Origin of the sequence: Roseburia sp. AF42-8 (assembly GCF_003435965.1) — a bacterium.
GTDB lineage: Bacteria > Bacillota > Clostridia > Lachnospirales > Lachnospiraceae > Roseburia_C > Roseburia_C amylophila.
In genome coordinates, this window is record NZ_QTVB01000014.1 from 24,552 (window position 1) to 40,089 (window position 15,538).

Annotated in this window: 17 protein-coding genes; 2 read left to right on the forward strand and 15 right to left on the reverse strand. The window is 41.0% G+C overall.

Going from position 1 to position 15,538, the window contains the following annotated elements:
• Positions 1 to 13: 13 nt before the first annotated feature.
• From ybeY to rlmH, 8 genes are read right to left on the reverse strand one after another with little or no spacing between them, the layout of a single operon-like run.
• Complete coding sequence (ybeY, locus tag DW059_RS07780; RefSeq protein ID WP_022243795.1) at positions 14 to 511, reverse strand: rRNA maturation RNase YbeY; 498 nt, start codon at positions 509 to 511, stop codon at positions 14 to 16.
• On the reverse strand, positions 508 to 1,410 hold the full coding sequence (locus DW059_RS07785; RefSeq protein WP_117698385.1) for a hypothetical protein: 903 nt from the start codon (positions 1,408 to 1,410) through the stop codon (positions 508 to 510). Before DW059_RS07785 ends, ybeY begins: the two co-directional genes overlap by 4 nt.
• Positions 1,383 to 1,688 (reverse strand): hypothetical protein, encoded by a 306-nt coding sequence (locus DW059_RS07790; protein ID WP_117698386.1) that lies wholly within the window; start codon positions 1,686 to 1,688, stop codon positions 1,383 to 1,385. The genes DW059_RS07785 and DW059_RS07790 overlap by 28 nt, the downstream gene beginning before the upstream one ends.
• Positions 1,675 to 2,673 (reverse strand): PhoH family protein, encoded by a 999-nt coding sequence (locus DW059_RS07795; protein ID WP_022243793.1) that lies wholly within the window; start codon positions 2,671 to 2,673, stop codon positions 1,675 to 1,677. Before DW059_RS07795 ends, DW059_RS07790 begins: the two co-directional genes overlap by 14 nt.
• Positions 2,660 to 3,919, reverse strand: coding sequence for a sporulation protein YqfD (locus DW059_RS07800; RefSeq protein WP_117698387.1), 1,260 nt, complete (start codon positions 3,917 to 3,919; stop codon positions 2,660 to 2,662). The genes DW059_RS07795 and DW059_RS07800 overlap by 14 nt, the downstream gene beginning before the upstream one ends.
• A gap of 9 nt (positions 3,920 to 3,928) precedes the next feature.
• A complete protein-coding gene (locus DW059_RS07805) occupies positions 3,929 to 4,219 on the reverse strand; it encodes a YabP/YqfC family sporulation protein (RefSeq protein ID WP_227700104.1) in 291 nt (96 codons plus the stop codon).
• Positions 4,220 to 4,246: 27 nt separating this feature from the next.
• Positions 4,247 to 5,554 carry a pyrimidine-nucleoside phosphorylase gene (locus DW059_RS07810; protein ID WP_199534324.1) on the reverse strand — a complete coding sequence of 436 codons (1,308 nt, stop codon included), beginning with the start codon at positions 5,552 to 5,554 and terminating at the stop codon, positions 4,247 to 4,249.
• Between the two features lie 46 nt (positions 5,555 to 5,600).
• Entirely contained in the window at positions 5,601 to 6,083 is a 483-nt protein-coding gene (rlmH, locus tag DW059_RS07815) for a 23S rRNA (pseudouridine(1915)-N(3))-methyltransferase RlmH (protein ID WP_117698388.1), read from the reverse strand.
• A gap of 102 nt (positions 6,084 to 6,185) precedes the next feature.
• Between rlmH and DW059_RS07820 the strand changes: the two genes are divergently transcribed.
• Both DW059_RS07820 and DW059_RS07825 read left to right on the forward strand, forming a co-directional pair.
• Positions 6,186 to 6,665: a hypothetical protein gene (locus DW059_RS07820; RefSeq protein ID WP_022243788.1), complete on the forward strand. Its 480-nt coding sequence runs from the start codon at positions 6,186 to 6,188 to the stop codon at positions 6,663 to 6,665.
• Between the two features lie 46 nt (positions 6,666 to 6,711).
• Positions 6,712 to 7,290 carry a xanthine phosphoribosyltransferase gene (locus tag DW059_RS07825; protein WP_117698389.1) on the forward strand — a complete coding sequence of 193 codons (579 nt, stop codon included), beginning with the start codon at positions 6,712 to 6,714 and terminating at the stop codon, positions 7,288 to 7,290.
• A gap of 68 nt (positions 7,291 to 7,358) precedes the next feature.
• Here the strand turns inward: DW059_RS07825 and DW059_RS07830 are convergent, their stop codons facing one another.
• The 7 genes from DW059_RS07830 to DW059_RS07855 all read right to left on the reverse strand — a co-directional run bounded on the left by DW059_RS07830 (position 7,359) and on the right by DW059_RS07855 (position 15,472).
• Entirely contained in the window at positions 7,359 to 8,486 is a 1,128-nt protein-coding gene (locus DW059_RS07830; RefSeq protein WP_117698390.1) for a chitobiase/beta-hexosaminidase C-terminal domain-containing protein, read from the reverse strand.
• A gap of 9 nt (positions 8,487 to 8,495) precedes the next feature.
• A complete protein-coding gene (gene folD, locus DW059_RS07835; protein WP_117698391.1) occupies positions 8,496 to 9,338 on the reverse strand; it encodes a bifunctional methylenetetrahydrofolate dehydrogenase/methenyltetrahydrofolate cyclohydrolase FolD in 843 nt (280 codons plus the stop codon).
• A gap of 8 nt (positions 9,339 to 9,346) precedes the next feature.
• Positions 9,347 to 11,017: a formate--tetrahydrofolate ligase gene (locus DW059_RS07840; RefSeq protein ID WP_117698392.1), complete on the reverse strand. Its 1,671-nt coding sequence runs from the start codon at positions 11,015 to 11,017 to the stop codon at positions 9,347 to 9,349.
• A 40-nt stretch (positions 11,018 to 11,057) separates the two neighbouring features.
• A complete protein-coding gene (locus tag DW059_RS07845; protein WP_117698393.1) occupies positions 11,058 to 13,685 on the reverse strand; it encodes a DNA translocase FtsK in 2,628 nt (875 codons plus the stop codon).
• 13 nt (positions 13,686 to 13,698) lie between these two features.
• A complete protein-coding gene (locus tag DW059_RS07850; protein WP_330408326.1) occupies positions 13,699 to 14,331 on the reverse strand; it encodes an undecaprenyl-diphosphate phosphatase in 633 nt (210 codons plus the stop codon).
• Positions 14,332 to 14,333: 2 nt separating this feature from the next.
• Positions 14,334 to 14,570 carry an undecaprenyl-diphosphate phosphatase gene (locus DW059_RS17165; RefSeq protein ID WP_330408327.1) on the reverse strand — a complete coding sequence of 79 codons (237 nt, stop codon included), beginning with the start codon at positions 14,568 to 14,570 and terminating at the stop codon, positions 14,334 to 14,336.
• Positions 14,571 to 14,659: 89 nt separating this feature from the next.
• Positions 14,660 to 15,472: a ClpP family protease gene (locus DW059_RS07855; RefSeq protein WP_117698394.1), complete on the reverse strand. Its 813-nt coding sequence runs from the start codon at positions 15,470 to 15,472 to the stop codon at positions 14,660 to 14,662.
• Positions 15,473 to 15,538 lie beyond the last annotated feature (66 nt).

Sequence of the window (15,538 nt, forward strand, 5' to 3'; positions counted from 1 at the left end):
TGTTCCTCCATTTTTATCTTAAAATATTTAAGCATTCTAAAATCTCGCGCTGCTTTCCTTCCATCACTGCAGCTTCCTGCTCTTCCATGTGGTCGTAACCAAACAGATGCAACATACTATGTACAATCAGAAATGCAAATTCTCTTTGCATACTGTGGCCATATTCCTCTGCCTGTTCCCTGACCTTGTCCACAGAAATAATAATATCCCCCAGCAGAATTTCCCCTGTATCCGGATTAAAGCAATCCTCCGTCTGATTCTCTATCTGGGAAAAATCTCCCGGTACATCATATTCTAACATTGGAAAGGATAAAACGTCCGTCGGGCGGTCTATCTCCCGGAACTCTTTATTAACCTTCCAGATACCTTCGTTATCTGTCAGTGTAAGACTGATTTCTGCTTCAAAAGGAAAATGCTCATGTTCCATTGTAAACGATATTACATCTTTTGCAAGTGTTTCATAATCAAAATCGAAGGTAACCTCCGCTTCTTTTTCTATCGCAAGGCTCAAAATAAATCCGCTCCTTTCGTTAAAAACTCTCTGATTTTAATAAACTGGTTCATGCCAAGATTCGCTTCATCATATAATCCGGCAGCCGATTTTTCGTTTAATGTCTGATAAATAATAATATCATGATTCCAGCTGTTCTTCACGGTTTCCTTGTCCAAAAGTTCAAATTTGGTAACAATACTGTCCACAATATGTACGATTGCGGACTCTATAGAACTAATAGCATTTAATTCACCATTGTATTCGCTTAGAATCTTAACCACGTTTTTCGGGAAACAGTTAATCTCAGCAAGACGAACTCCATTTTCTACAAACGGTTCTCCCTCCAGCTTGCCAATCCGGTAGTAAAATCCTGCCGCAGCTACCGTTTTATCATCTGCCCCAAGCTCCTTTGCACATTCTTCTGCCACACTCGAAACTTTACGGGCATGTGCATAATCAATTTCCGAATAGTTTTTAATCTCCTGTACCAGTGGAAAATTTTCTGCAATAATTTCAGCTAAAGTACGTTCTTTTTCATGCTTCGCATAATAATACAGCCTGTCTGCAAAAAAGTACGAAAAAACTGCAGTCAGTATCATGCTGCATCCTGCGGATAAGTACTGATGATAATTGATTTCAAAGCTGCTGATGTAATAGAAGATACTCGGAACAGCAAACGACAATGCAACAGTCATGATGCATCCATAAATTTTATATTTTTTCTGGCTGATTACCATAAGCAGAATTCCGGAAAGTACCGTCAGCATAGTATATGCCGCATATTCATAAAAACTGCCGCTGGAACACATGCAAAGCAGTGTATTAAAATAAATTCCACCTAAAATACCAATCAGCTCATTTCCGCCACAGGAAAGAATCATGACCGGAATCATGACCGGTGCCATATATGCCGGCATAAAAAGAAACCCACATAACAGGCTGCTGCTGCAAGAAAGCAAAGAAACAGCTGATGAAAATCACTTTTTTCATTCCGGTTCAGATGCCCTCTGATACGTTCCATTTCAATCACTGCAATCAGCAATGGCAGATATAAAGCATTTATAAAAACAAGCACCAGTACACGGTCTATGGTAAACTTGCAGATTATTGCCAGAAAAACAGAATAAATCGCAACGGAAATAAGGATTCCCAGCATACGAATCATTCTTTTGGGTGAAAATCTATCTTCCTTCATTTTTCGTTACTCTTTTCGTTCTTTTATTTGCTTTTGATTCATAATCGTCATAGGCTTTTACAATCTTCTGTACCAAAGGATGTCTTACTACGTCAGCGCTGGTCAATTTACAGACGGATATCTCATCTACATTGCGAAGTACACGTAATGCCACATCCAGTCCCGACTTCGTTCCAGGAGCCAGATCCTTCTGGGTAGCATCTCCGGTCACCACAACCTTGGAACCAAATCCAATACGTGTTAAAAACATCTTCATCTGTGCCGGTGTAGTATTCTGTGCCTCATCCAAGATAATAAATGCATTATCTAAGGTACGGCCTCTCATATAAGCCAATGGTGCGACCTCAATAAGCCCCTTTTCCATATTCCGCTGAAAGCTTTCTGCTCCCATAATCTGATACAGTGCATCATACAGCGGGCGAAGATACGGATCTACCTTGCTCTGTAAATCTCCCGGAAGAAATCCTAATTTCTCACCGGCTTCAATTGCAGGACGGGTTAAAATAATACGATTTACTTCTTCATTCTTAAATGCAGTAATTGCCATTGCCATGGCAAGATAAGTCTTTCCGGTTCCGGCAGGCCCGATTCCAAATACAATCATCTGCTTACGGATGGCATCCACATAAGCCTTCTGACCTAAAGTCTTTGGTTTCACCGGTTTGCCGTTTATCGTATGGCAGATGCAGTCCTTATCGATTTCTACCAACGAGCCTTCCTTATGTTCTCCCAAAAGAGAAAGTGTATATGCAACCTTCTGCTCATCAATCATGTTTCCTCTCTCTGCCAGTTGTAAAAGTTCTGCAAACACCTTGCATGCACCCTCTACATTTGCGGTATCTCCAATGACTTTGATTCCTTCATTGCGGGGCACTACCGTAACATTTAAGGTCCGTTCAATCAATTTTATATTATGGTCAAATTGTCCGAAAATATTGGAAACATGCTCTGCCGGTATATCAATTCTTGTTTCATTCAAGCTCATTTAATACTAGCCCTTCCTCTGTGTCTTCTGTATCAGGTGCTGTAAGCTGTTCCGTTTCGTGCCTTAAAGCAGCTTTTGTGCGCACTTTGATGATTCCTTCCATGATACAGTTTTTATCGTCCATATCTATAATAACATTTTTTTCTAAAATTTGAATATTTTTTTCTGCTAAATGTGACAAATAAATATTAAAATTTTCTGTAGCAACCGCTTCTGCCTGCTCTTTCGTATAAATTGCCTGTTCTGTCCGATACTCTTTTAAAGTACTATAATAGATTCCAAGTGGCAGATAAAAGTCCCCGTGGAGGCAAAGCTGTTTATAATCTGTTGTTTTGTCTGCACATTCAAATTCACCGCTTAATGCCGGAAGTGTTATTACTTTTCCAAAGAAATCAATGGAATACCGTTTCTTTTCTGCACCGGTCATTCTTTTTTCTTCATGGACAAGGGAAAATTTATCATGGTATGGATATTCCGTCAGTAGATATATATCCGCATCCGCATTGCAATATTCATAGGCATACTGTTCCCCGCTGTCATTGGTCAAATCAATCCTGCCACTTACTAATATATCTCCTGCCTTTACTGCATCGCCGTTCTTTACTAGTGGGGTTCCATTTCTTGTAACAATGGATTCCACTGTCGCATCCTCTTCTGCTATCAGGTCTGAAGCTTCATACGGCAATTCTTCCATTGCTTCCTGCTGTACCAGATTTTCCTTGATTAATACCGTCATTTTCGTTCCGTAAATCTGTACCGATGCCCAGATGATTTCCGGAAACTGTGCCCGCAGATCCCGTTCTAACTGTTCGCAGTCAATTGTACGAATCCGGTCTCCGTAACCACAATCCTCCTCATCAAGAAATGTTAAAACGGTTTCTGTCGTAACAGATGAATTACCATCTACCTCCACATTCCAGAGAAATCGTGATAAAAACCACACCAGACCAGCTGCAAGAATTACTCCCATCAGGAGGCATTTTCGTTTCCGGTAACGGTTCATCCAGAACGGAAATCCTATTTTGCGCAGAATCCGAATCCTGCATCCGGTCTTGCTTACGAACGGACGGATACTCCAAAATGCACGAATGCTGATAAAAAAGCGATAAACATCTTCCTCTTTTCGAAGATTCCAGATTAAAATATTGTGATTGCCACACAGATTTAAAAATCGTTCCGGGGCATAACCACTTAAGATTACCTCAAGGTAACCGCCTATATATTTAAACAGGGAAAGTGTTGTCATCGAAAACCTCTATTCATACTCAATACTTTGGATGATTCCTGTTATTTTCATCTCTTCATTCGTATAATAGGAAATGTTGAGATTTTTCCCACGAACAAGAATCCGGCAGCTTTTCGCCTGAATCCTGATATATTCTTTCTCGTATTCTAAGATTCCCTTATAATTTTCCAACAGCAGTTCCCTGTTACCCATAACGGTTACAATTGCTGCCCGGTAGACTAAGTCTTTCGGCAGTTCTAAGGATTCCACCATATGATTTTTAAAATCTTTTTTTAACTCTTTCTTATTGTTTTTCCTCATATATAACTATATGAGTTTTTTTCTTTTCTATGCGGTAATATATTTTAAAACTGTTTCCGGTGCATCCAGTGGCTCTTTACTGAAAAGAAATGCATTTTGAACCAGTTCCTTTGCATCGTTGCATTTTGCTGCATCATTACCATATAATTCGGCCAGACATTCTCCTTTTTTTACGCTGTCTCCTATTTTTTTCTTAAGGCGGATACCGGCAGTTAAATCAATCTGACTCTCCTTTGTCTCTCTGCCGCCGCCAAGGCTCATGCAGGCAGTTCCAATTGCCATAGCATTTAAAGCTTCTACATATCCATCTTCCGGTGCGGTGATGGTTTCTGTAATTGCTGCTTTTGCCAATAACTGCGGATGATAAACCTGTTCCTTTCTGCCACCCTGTGCTTCTACAAAGTCTGCAAATTTATCCAGTGCTTTTCCGCTTGCAATGACTTTCTCCATCATTGTTCTTGCTTCGTTTTCATCTTCTGCTACACCGGCAGCCTTTAACATAAGATACCCTAATGCATAGACAACATCCATCAGATCCTTTGGCCCTTTTCCATTCAATGCTTCAATGGCTTCCTGCACTTCCACAATATTGCCTACTGTATTGCCAAGGGGCTGTGACATATCTGTAATAACCGCATAAGTTTTCTTTCCAGCACCATTTCCGATGGCCACCATAATCCGGGCAAGTTCCTCTGCCTTTTCCACAGTCTGCATGAATGCACCGTTTCCGGTCTTTACGTCAAGGACAATAGCATCCGATCCGCTGGCTAATTTCTTACTCATAATGCTGCTGGCAATTAAGGATTTCTCCGCTACCGTAGCAGTGACATCCCGGAGTGCATACAGCTTCTTATCTGCTGGTGCAAGATTAGCAGTCTGTCCCGCAATTGCAACGCCAACCTCTGATACCTGCTTTAAAAAGGCTCCTTCTGATATGGATGTGCTGAATCCTTCAAAGCATTCTAACTTATCAATGGTTCCGCCGGTATGACCCAATCCTCTTCCGGACATTTTTGCTACCGGAACACCAAGTGCAGCAATAATTGGTGTCAGAATCAGAGAGGTCTTATCTCCTACACCACCGGTGCTGTGTTTATCCACCTTTACGCCTTTAATACCGGATAAATCAAGCACATCTCCGCTATCCCGCATAGCAAGTGTTAATGCCAGTGTCTCATCGTGATTCATTCCCTGAAAACAGATTGCCATCAGCATGGCTGACATCTGATAATCCGGAATTTCACCGGTTGTAAATGCATTTATCATCCACTGGATTTCTTCTTTGCTTAAAGCAGCTCCTTCCTTTTTCTTTAAAATGAGGTCGTACATCCTCATAAAATCTCCTCCTTTTATCCGTTTCTTCTATTTATGATACGGTTGCTTATTTGTGATACGGTTCATGATTGATAATCCGATAGCTCCGGTATAACTGCTCCAATAAAATAACACGCATCAGCTGGTGCGGAAATGTCATCTTCGAAAAGCTTATTTTTTCATCTGCATGTTTTAATACTTCATCCGCAATTCCAAGGGAGCCTCCGATCACAAGAACGATATGGCTGTTGCCCTTTACCATCAAGTCACTGACTTTTTCCGATAAAGCAACAGAATCCAGCATTTTTCCGTTGATTGCAAGGGCAATGACGTAGCAGTTCTTTCCCTCTAAATATTTTAAAAGACGTTCCCCCTCTTTATGACGAATCTGCTGTTCCTCTGCCTCGGATGCTCCATCCGGTGTTTTCTCATCTGCCACTTCCACAATTTCAAGCTTACAGTATCTGCCCAGTCTTTTTTCGTACTCGGCAATGGCATCCCTGAAATATTTTTCTTTGATTTTTCCTACGCATAATATTGTTATCTTCATACTTGCAGTATACCTTATTTCAGAAATACAGACAAGGTTATTGTATCGTCGGATAAAATCACTTATAATAGTATTATTATAACGAAAGGTCAGGTACATAACATGGTATACAAGGAGAAAGATGCCCAGCTGGAAGATAATCGTTCTACCGCTTATACATTCCTTGGAGTTGGAATTGCCGGTCTGATTTTTGTCATTCTTTTTGCTCTGGACATCATCAAATTACCAATGGCTGATTATATGCGTGTTATTATGATTGTTGTAATGTCTGTTCTGTTTGTTATTTTTCTTGGAATCGGAATTACACATTTCCGTAAAATCAACCAGATGTCTGCGGATGCAGATATGGAAAGCAGACGCACCAGCGAAATTATGGAATGGTTCTCTTCAAACTATACTGCGGAAGAAATCGACCATGTCAGTGGTGCTGACAGCGAGCCTTCCATGGAGCAGCGTTACTTTATCCGTTCCGACAAAATTGCCGCACTTCTTCATGCTAAATTTGCCGGTCTGCCGGAGGATTATGAAGAACATATCTTAGAAAAGATTTATGCCGCTTACTATTCAGACAACAATGAATAAACAGCAGATTTCTGCTTAAATATAATACAATCAAAGGAGTAACAAAATGAAATTATTAGAAGACAAAATTCTTGCAGAAGGAATCGCAGAAAGCGAAAACATTTTAAAGGTTGACAGCTTTATTAATCATCAGGTGGATCCTGAATTAATGAAGAAAATGGGCAAAGATATTGCAGAACATTATAAAGGAAAAGGTATCACACGTATTGCTACCATCGAAAGCTCCGGTATTGCTCCGGCTCTTATGGCTGCAGAAGCATTAGGCGTTCCACTTGTTATTTTAAAGAAACAGCCTTCTAAAATTTTAAATCATGATTTATATCAGACTGTTGTAACTTCTTACACCAAAGGAACCAGCTATGAATTAACCATTTCTGCAAAATACATCAGCGAAAATGACCACATTCTTATCGTGGATGATTTCCTTGCCAACGGCGAAGCTGCTACCGGTGCTATCCGCCTAATCCGTAAAGCACATGCCACCATCGCAGGTGTCAGCGTCTTAATCGAAAAAGCATTCCAGCCTGGTCGTGAAAAATTAGAGGAACAGGGCATCGATGTTTATTCTTTAGCAAGAGTATCCAGACTTGACAAGGGTGTCATTGAATTTGTAAAAGAAGACTAATTTTTAAAATCCCCGGAACAAAGGCAGATAAGAAACATTCTTATCTGCCTTTGTTCATCTGCCATAGCTTATTCCGGCAGATAAATGTAATTATATCTTACCACCGGGCTTGCCAGTCCATGGTCATCTACCACAAGAACAGACAACACATTATTGCCCTGTGGCATTTCAAGTGGTTCACTGTATACATCAGAATCCTGTGTTGGTGTTGAACCATCCCAGGTATAGTAAGCGGTGGAACCGGCGGGAACCTGTATACTGATGCTCTGTGCATCATAATATGTTCCGGCAGCAGGTGTCACATTAGCAGAATCCGGAGCTTCAAAAGTAATTTCATAATCTGCTTCTGCAATCTCACTATAAAAGCCTCTTGCGTCCTTTGCTACTGCTTTGATGGTATATTCTTTCTCATCCTCTAAAGAAATCGGTTCTGTATATTCCATTCCCTTTTCAATCGGAGAATCACCATTTAACGTATAATAAATGGTACAGTCTGAGTCTGCCATCAGTTCAATTTCAATCGTATCATTGTATTCCCCGGCTTCTTCCGAAAACTCCGGAGCCTTTACTTCATAATTATCAAACAGAGCTTTTATTTTATCAGAGTCTGATTGTTCATATAAATCCTGTAGTTTATCATATTCCTTTTGCTTATCATATAAGGCAATCAGCATCTGATACGCTTCTTCATTGTTCTTATCAAGGGTAAGTATCTGTAACAAATACGCTTCTTCTGATGTTTCATCTTTTCGGATTCGGTACAAATCAGCCATCCGGAGTAATACATCCACATTATCCGGCTGCAATTTTTCTGCCTGTTCAAAATAGGTCAATGCCTTGGTATAATTTTTCTCTTCCGTGTAACTGATTCCCTTCTGATACTGATAATCAAAAGATTTCTTATGGCTGTTCTGCACCAGCAGAACAATAACCACACCAATGATTGCAATAGTAATCAGAACTGATACTGTAATCAGAAGTCTTTTCTGTTTCTTTTTCTTCTGGCTGTTTTTCAAAGATTTTTTCTTCTTTTCATTGGAAGAGACATTCTTATCCGGCTTATCGTCTTCTTCTAATAATTCCTTTAAAATATCCTCTTCTACATTATAATCCGGAACAATCTGCGCTTCTTTTCCACATACAGAACAGTATACACAGCCTAATTTTATTTCTGCTCCACAATTTGCACACTTCATAGCCTTCTCCTATTCATGTCTCATAGCTTCCACACAATTGTTCATTAACATTGCAATGGTCATTGGTCCGACTCCACCCGGAACCGGTGTAATCGCACTACAAAGCTGCTCTACTTCATCAAATTTTACATCACCGGAAAGTTTATTGTTCTCATCGCGATGAATTCCTACATCAATGACAACTGCACCATCTTTTACATAGGATGCATCAATAAATTCTTTTTTCCCAATTGCAACAATCAGAATATCTGCCTCTTTACAGATTTCCTTTAAATTACGGGTTTTTGAATGCGTTACTGTAACAGTTGCATTCTCACGCAGCATTAAGATTGCCATCGGTTTTCCAACAATATTGCTTCTTCCAACGATAACACAGTGTTTTCCCTCAATATCAATGTCAGAACGCTTCAGAAGCTGGATGATTCCGGCAGGTGTGCAGGAAATATATCCTTTCTGTCCAATCATCAATGCGCCGACATTTTCCGGATGGAAACCATCTACATCCTTCTTCGGAGAAATGGCACGGATTACCGCATCCTCATCAATGTCCTCTGGCAATGGAAGCTGTACCAAAATGCCTTTTACATGTTCTTCTTTATTCAATTTATCGATTAAAGCCAGTAATTCATCCTGGGAAGTCTCTTCCGGAAGCTCATAAGAAAGAGAATCTATCCCAATATATTCGCAGGCACGCTTTTTGTTTCTGACATATACACTGGATGCAGGGTCATTTCCCACCTGGATTACAGCAAGTGCGCCTGTGATTCCCTGTTCCTTTAACTGTGCTACTTCTTCTTTTAATTCATCTTTTATTTCAGCAGAAATTCTTTTTCCATCAATTAATAATGCCATGATACCTCCTAAAATAATCCTGTAATTACGCCATCATTGGTTACATCAATATTATTTGCAGCCGGTACTTTCGGAAGTCCAGGCATGGTCATAATAGAGCCGGTAATAGCTACTACAAAGCCTGCTCCGGCAGATACATATACTTCACGGACATTTACGGTAAAGCCAGTCGGTCTGCCAAGTTTTGATGCATCATCAGAAAGAGAATACTGGGTCTTTGCCATACATACAGGGAAATTGCCCATTCCCATTTCTTCAATATGTTTTAATTCTTTTAATGCAGCCTTACTGTAAGTTACATCATCTGCTCCATAAATCTCAGTTGCAATCGTCTTAATCTTATCCATAAGAGACATCTCATCCTCATACAGAGGTTTGAAATGTGCTTCTTTATGATCTAAAGTATCCAGTACTTTCTTTGCAAGTTCGATTCCGCCTTCGCCACCTTTTTCCCATACTTCAGATAATGCGAATTCACAGTTTCTTTCCTTACAGAAGTTCTCTACAAATGCAATTTCTTCTTTGGTATCGGTTACAAAGGAGTTTAAGGTAACTACTACCGGTACACCAAATTTTTGAAGGTTCTCGATATGTTTCTCTAAGTTTACAATTCCCTTCTTTAAGCTTTCCAAATCTTCTTTTGCAAGGTCTGCCTTTGGAACCCCACCGTTGTATTTTAATGCACGGATGGTTGCTACCAGTACCACTGCGTCCGGTTTAAGTCCAGCCTTACGGCACTTGATATCAAAGAATTTCTCAGCACCAAGGTCAGCACCAAAACCGGCCTCTGTAATTGCAATATCACCTAATTTTAAAGCTGTCTTTGTAGCGCGGACACTGTTGCATCCATGAGCAATATTTGCAAATGGTCCACCATGAACAATGGCCGGATTGTGCTCTAATGTCTGAATCAGATTTGGTTTGATGGCATCTTTTAGGAGTGCTGCCATAGAACCGGTTGCATGTAAATCATCTGCCGTAATCGGATTTCCGTCAAAGGAATAGGCAACTATGATTCTGCCCAGACGGCGTTTCAAATCTTCCATATTGTCCGCCAGACATAAAACAGCCATAATTTCAGATGCCACTGTAATGATGAAATGGTCTTCACGTACCATACCATCCATCTTGCTTCCAAGACCGATTACAATATTTCTAAGTGCACGGTCATTCATATCCATACAACGTTTCCATACTACCTGACGTGGGTCAATTCCAAGCTGGTTGCCCTGCTGGATATGATTATCTAATAATGCTGCCAACAGGTTATTTGCGGATGTGATTGCATGGAAATCTCCGGTAAAATGCAGATTTAAATCTTCCATCGGAACTACCTGCGCATATCCACCACCTGCAGCTCCACCTTTGATTCCAAAGCACGGTCCTAAAGACGGCTCACGAAGTGCAAGTACCGCTTTTTTACCAAGTAAAGCCATCGCCTCACCAAGTCCGATACTTGTTGTGGTCTTTCCTTCGCCGGCAGGTGTCGGGTTAATAGCTGTTACAAGAACCAGTTTGCCATCTTCCCTGTCTTTTACAGACTCCCATAATTCATCGGAAATCTTTGCTTTGTATTTTCCGTAAAATTCCAGCTCATCCTCGTTTATTCCGAGCTTCTCAGCCACTTCCTTAATATGTACCAGTTCTGCTTCCTGTGCAATTTCAATATCTGACTTCATCTTCATTTCCTCCTCATGGATTGTATTCTATAAATCTTTCTTAATTACCCTCTTCAATAAATGCTTCCAGCTGTTCCGGAGACATTAACACCTGTCGCGGCTTGGTCCCTTCATCCGGTCCTACTACACCAGCTTCTTCCAGCTGATCCATAATTCTTGCCGCCCGGTTAAAACCAACTTTAAAATAACGCTGAATCATTCCGATGGAACCTTTATCTTTATCAATCAAAAGCTTTGCAGCATCCAAGAAATAAGCATCTCTGTCATTTCCATCACCAGATGCCGCATCAGCACCAGTGCTTGCGGATACAGAAATATTGTTCATCCGCTCTTCAATATCACTACTGTAGCCTTCTCCCTCATTGTGTTCCTTTAAGAATTCAACCACATCTGATACCTCTTTATCGGATACAAACGCACCCTGTACACGAAGCGGTTTCTGTAAGCCCTGCGGATAATAAAGCATATCGCCTTTTCCTAAAAGCTTTTCCGCACCGTTCATATCAAGAATGGTTCTTGAATCCACACCGGACGTTACAGAAAATGCGATTCGGGATGGCATATTTGCTTTAATCAGTCCGGTAATGACATTTACGGAAGGACGCTGTGTTGCAATGACAAGATGGATTCCTGCGGCTCTTGCAAGCTGCGCCAACCGGCAGATAGCATCTTCCACATCCCCCGGTGCAACCATCATCAAATCCGCCAGCTCGTCCACAATAATTACAATCTGCGGCATCTTCTTTGGCTTATCCGGGTCATCAATATCTTTGATTCCTTCTATTTTCTGGTTATAGCCCTTCAGATCACGGACACCGTATTCTGCAAATTTCTGATAACGGTCTGTCATTTCAGCTACCGCCCAGTGCAATGCACCTGCCGCCTTCTTCGGATCTGTAACAACCGGAATAAACAGATGTGGGATTCCATTGTATACACTTAACTCAACCACCTTCGGGTCAATCATGATAAGCTTTACATCCTCCGGATCTGCCCGGTACAAAATACTCATAATAATTGTATTGATACAGACAGATTTACCGGAACCGGTAGCTCCTGCAATCAATAGATGCGGCATCTTTGCAATGTCCGCAATCATGACTTTTCCGGCAATATCTTTTCCGGCTGCAAAAGCAATCGGTGATTTATTGGCATGAAATTCCTCTGACTCTACCAAATCACGGAACATAACCGGAATACTTTCTTTATTCGGCACCTCGATACCAATGGCTGCTTTACCCGGAATCGGTGCTTCAATCCGGATATCCGCCGCCGCAAGATTCATCTTGATATCATCGGACAAATTTACGATTTTGCTGACCTTTACACCCATTTCCGGTTGGAATTCATATCTCGTTACTGCTGGTCCGCAGTTGATAGCCGTAATTGTAATATTAATTCCAAAATTCTTTAGAGTCTCTTTTAATTTTGCTGCTGTCTGATTCAGATAATCCCTGGTATCACCAGAAGCACCTGTATTTCCTTTTTTCAGCAAATCTACCGGCGGGAATACATATCTGCCACCGGAACTTTCCTGTTTTACGATGGATTCTTCTACTGCCGCTACTTCATCTTCAATTTCCATCTTATCCTGCTTTTTATTCTTCCTTGGCTTTTCTTCGTCCATTGCAGGTTGCACCGGTTCTTTTTGCATATAGCTTTCTGTCTTTTCTGCAACAGGTTCCGGCTCAAACGCAGGTTCAGATGCAGGCTGAATGATCGGTTCTACCGGTTTTACCTCTGCTCTGTGTATCGTTGCCACCGGCTCATTCAGTGTGTGAATTACCGGCTCCCGCCATACCGGCGGTTCCACTCCCTGGCTGCCGTTGGTTGCCGTAAGCTCAACTTTATTTTCTTCCTGTACCACCGGCATATCTTCGATATCACTCAAAGTAATTTCATTAATATCATCTGATTTGACTTTCTTTTTATCCGGGGATGGTAATTTGGTATCCAATGCTACACCACTTACCTTCTTCTCCATCCGTCGTCTTGCCTGCTCTTTTTCTCTTTCTTTCTCCCGCTCCTCCCGGCGTTCCTTTGCTGCATCCATTCGGCGGATTGCATCATCCTTGGCAGAATCGTAAATGACTTTTCCGCCTTTTTGCATGCCTTTCATAATAGAACGTTCCGTAATCAGCACCAGGGAAATTATCAAAACGATAATATCAATGACATAAGTACCCGGCACACCAAAATTCGGACACAGAAGCTGTTCTAATAATCCACCGATTATACCGCCACCGGCTTTATTGTCAAAGCCATATTGGAACGCAGATATTGCTCCTGCTTCCTTGCTGCTGTCTGTTACCATCTGCACAAACAGGCATAAAAAGGATACAAATAATACCGCCGCTACAATTTTGACTGCTGCTACTTTATTTTCCCGGTTAGACACTGCGAACACCACGGCTAAAAAGAAACAGATTGGGAATACATATGCCATTAATCCAAATATTCCAAAGAAAAAGGAACTGACTCCGCTTCCGATTTTTCCACCGATTCCAAAATTGGCAAGCAGCAAAACAATACAGACTGCCAGTGCAATCCAAAGAATCACTTCATTCCGGAAGGATTCCTGCTGTTCCCGCTGTTTTCTTGCCTTTGATGCTGTTGTTCCCGTTGTTTTTTTCTTCTGAGTTGTCTTTTTTCTAGTTCCAGTTGCCATTTCAATCTCCCGTTTACATATAGAAATATCCTCCAATTGATACCAGTCCCATTATGAGACAGTAGATGGAAAATATCGTGAATTTCTTTTTGCGCACTACTACCAGCATGGTCTTAATGCAGATATAACCGACTATCGCTGCCACCAGCGTTCCAACTATGTAATTTAAAATATCTGCAGACTGTAATGCTGCAAATTCAACATCCTTAATCTCTACTACCAATGCTCCAAGTATTGCCGGAATAGACATGATAAAAGAATATTTTACCGCAAATTTGCGGGTCATTCCGGTAGAAAGACATGCTGTGATTGTGGTTCCTGACCGCGATAAGCCCGGCATGGTTGCGATTCCCTGACTGATACCGATTAAAAATGCATTGGTATAAGTTACCTGCTTTGGTGTCTTGCCGCCATCCGGAATTCGGTCTGCAATAAATAAAAGTACTGCCGTAATAATAAGGCAGATTCCAGGAACCAGTAAAATCTGCTCTGCCGCAGACACCAGATCTTTCGCTGCAATTCCAATAATTCCGGTTGGAATCGTGGAAACAATGACAAGCATCACAAATTTCCGGTAACTATTATGCACGATTTTACGGTATGGTAAATCTTCTTTTGTTATCACACGTTTAAAAAAGGTTGCCACATTTACAAAAGAATCACCAATAATGGCAAAGCTTCTTTAATCATGCGGAATATATCCTTATAATATACAATAAATACAGCAATCAGTGTTCCGATGTGAAGCAGAATATCAAAAAACATTCCACCGGTTTCTATTTGAAAAAACTGTTTAAATATTGCCAGATGACCGGAACTGCTTACCGGCAGAAATTCGGTTAATCCCTGTATCAGACCTAATAAAACAGACTGTAATAATGACATAGCTGCCTCCTTGGTATCTCTCACTACAGTTACTTGTATAAAATTATCAACACTGTGCATTAGTATACCATATTTTGATGCGTTTGTCATTACAGGCATTCGTTTTTCTGTTCTCGTATAATCTCATGCAATTTATGAAGTGCCTGGTCGATTCCCCCCACTTCGTCAATCAGTCCTTCTTTTACTGCATCCGCTCCTACAAGAATGGTTCCCAGATCCTTTGCCAGCATAGTGGTATTCATCATGAGCTGCTCTAATCTTTTTTCATCCGCTCTGCTGTGAGATGCTATAAAATGAATAATCCGATTCTGCATCTGCTGGAAATAATCATAAGTTGGCGGTGCTCCGATTACTGTCCCGCTCATACGCACCGGATGGATGACCATGGTTCCCGATGGCACAATAAAAGAATAGTCCGTTGAAACCGCCAGCGGCACACCAATGGAATGACTTCCGCCTAAGACAAGGGACACTGTCGGTTTACTTAAGGAAGATAGCATTTCTGCAATGGCAAGTCCGGATTCCACATCACCGCCTACTGTATTCAAAAGCACAAGAACACCATCCACCTGGTCAGAATCTTCTATTTCTGCAAGCTTCGGCAGTACATGCTCATATTTCGTTGTCTTGGTATTGGAAGAAAGACATTCATGACCTTCAATCTCACCAATCACCGATAATAAATGAATCTTCTGATGCCATCGGCTGTCAGATAAGGAAATCTGCCCGGATTCCCTGATCAGTTCCTGATCGTCTAACTGTTCCTTTTTCGATTCATCTTTTTTCCGTTCTTTGTTTTCTGTTTTTTCTAGTTTTGATTCTGTATTTTGTAATTCTGCATTTTTCAATTCCACATTTGGGACTTTTTTCTTTGGCAGCACTTTGTTTTCTTTCTGCTCCATATCAGATGCTCCCTTCTTTCTGTCTGGATTATTTTTCGCTACTCGCAGAAAAAATAAGACAGGCAG

Excerpts from the sequence above, each read along its gene's own strand:
- DW059_RS07785 (WP_117698385.1), bottom strand. The coding sequence starts at position 1,410 with ATGCCGGCATATATGGCACCGGTCATGATTCCGGTCATGATTCTTTCC.
- DW059_RS07790 (WP_117698386.1), bottom strand. The coding sequence starts at position 1,688 with ATGAAGGAAGATAGATTTTCACCCAAAAGAATGATTCGTATGCTGGGA.
- DW059_RS07795 (WP_022243793.1), bottom strand. The coding sequence starts at position 2,673 with ATGAGCTTGAATGAAACAAGAATTGATATACCGGCAGAGCATGTTTCC.
- DW059_RS07800 (WP_117698387.1), bottom strand. The coding sequence starts at position 3,919 with ATGACAACACTTTCCCTGTTTAAATATATAGGCGGTTACCTTGAGGTA.
- DW059_RS07805 (WP_227700104.1), bottom strand. The coding sequence starts at position 4,219 with ATGAGGAAAAACAATAAGAAAGAGTTAAAAAAAGATTTTAAAAATCAT.
- DW059_RS07810 (WP_199534324.1), bottom strand. The coding sequence starts at position 5,554 with ATGAGGATGTACGACCTCATTTTAAAGAAAAAGGAAGGAGCTGCTTTA.
- rlmH (WP_117698388.1), bottom strand. The coding sequence starts at position 6,083 with ATGAAGATAACAATATTATGCGTAGGAAAAATCAAAGAAAAATATTTC.
- DW059_RS07820 (WP_022243788.1), top strand. The coding sequence starts at position 6,186 with ATGGTATACAAGGAGAAAGATGCCCAGCTGGAAGATAATCGTTCTACC.
- DW059_RS07825 (WP_117698389.1), top strand. The coding sequence starts at position 6,712 with ATGAAATTATTAGAAGACAAAATTCTTGCAGAAGGAATCGCAGAAAGC.
- DW059_RS07830 (WP_117698390.1), bottom strand. The coding sequence starts at position 8,486 with ATGAAGTGTGCAAATTGTGGAGCAGAAATAAAATTAGGCTGTGTATAC.
- folD (WP_117698391.1), bottom strand. The coding sequence starts at position 9,338 with ATGGCATTATTAATTGATGGAAAAAGAATTTCTGCTGAAATAAAAGAT.
- DW059_RS07840 (WP_117698392.1), bottom strand. The coding sequence starts at position 11,017 with ATGAAGTCAGATATTGAAATTGCACAGGAAGCAGAACTGGTACATATT.
- DW059_RS07845 (WP_117698393.1), bottom strand. The coding sequence starts at position 13,685 with ATGGCAACTGGAACTAGAAAAAAGACAACTCAGAAGAAAAAAACAACG.
- DW059_RS17165 (WP_330408327.1), bottom strand. The coding sequence starts at position 14,570 with ATGTCATTATTACAGTCTGTTTTATTAGGTCTGATACAGGGATTAACC.
- DW059_RS07855 (WP_117698394.1), bottom strand. The coding sequence starts at position 15,472 with ATGGAGCAGAAAGAAAACAAAGTGCTGCCAAAGAAAAAAGTCCCAAAT.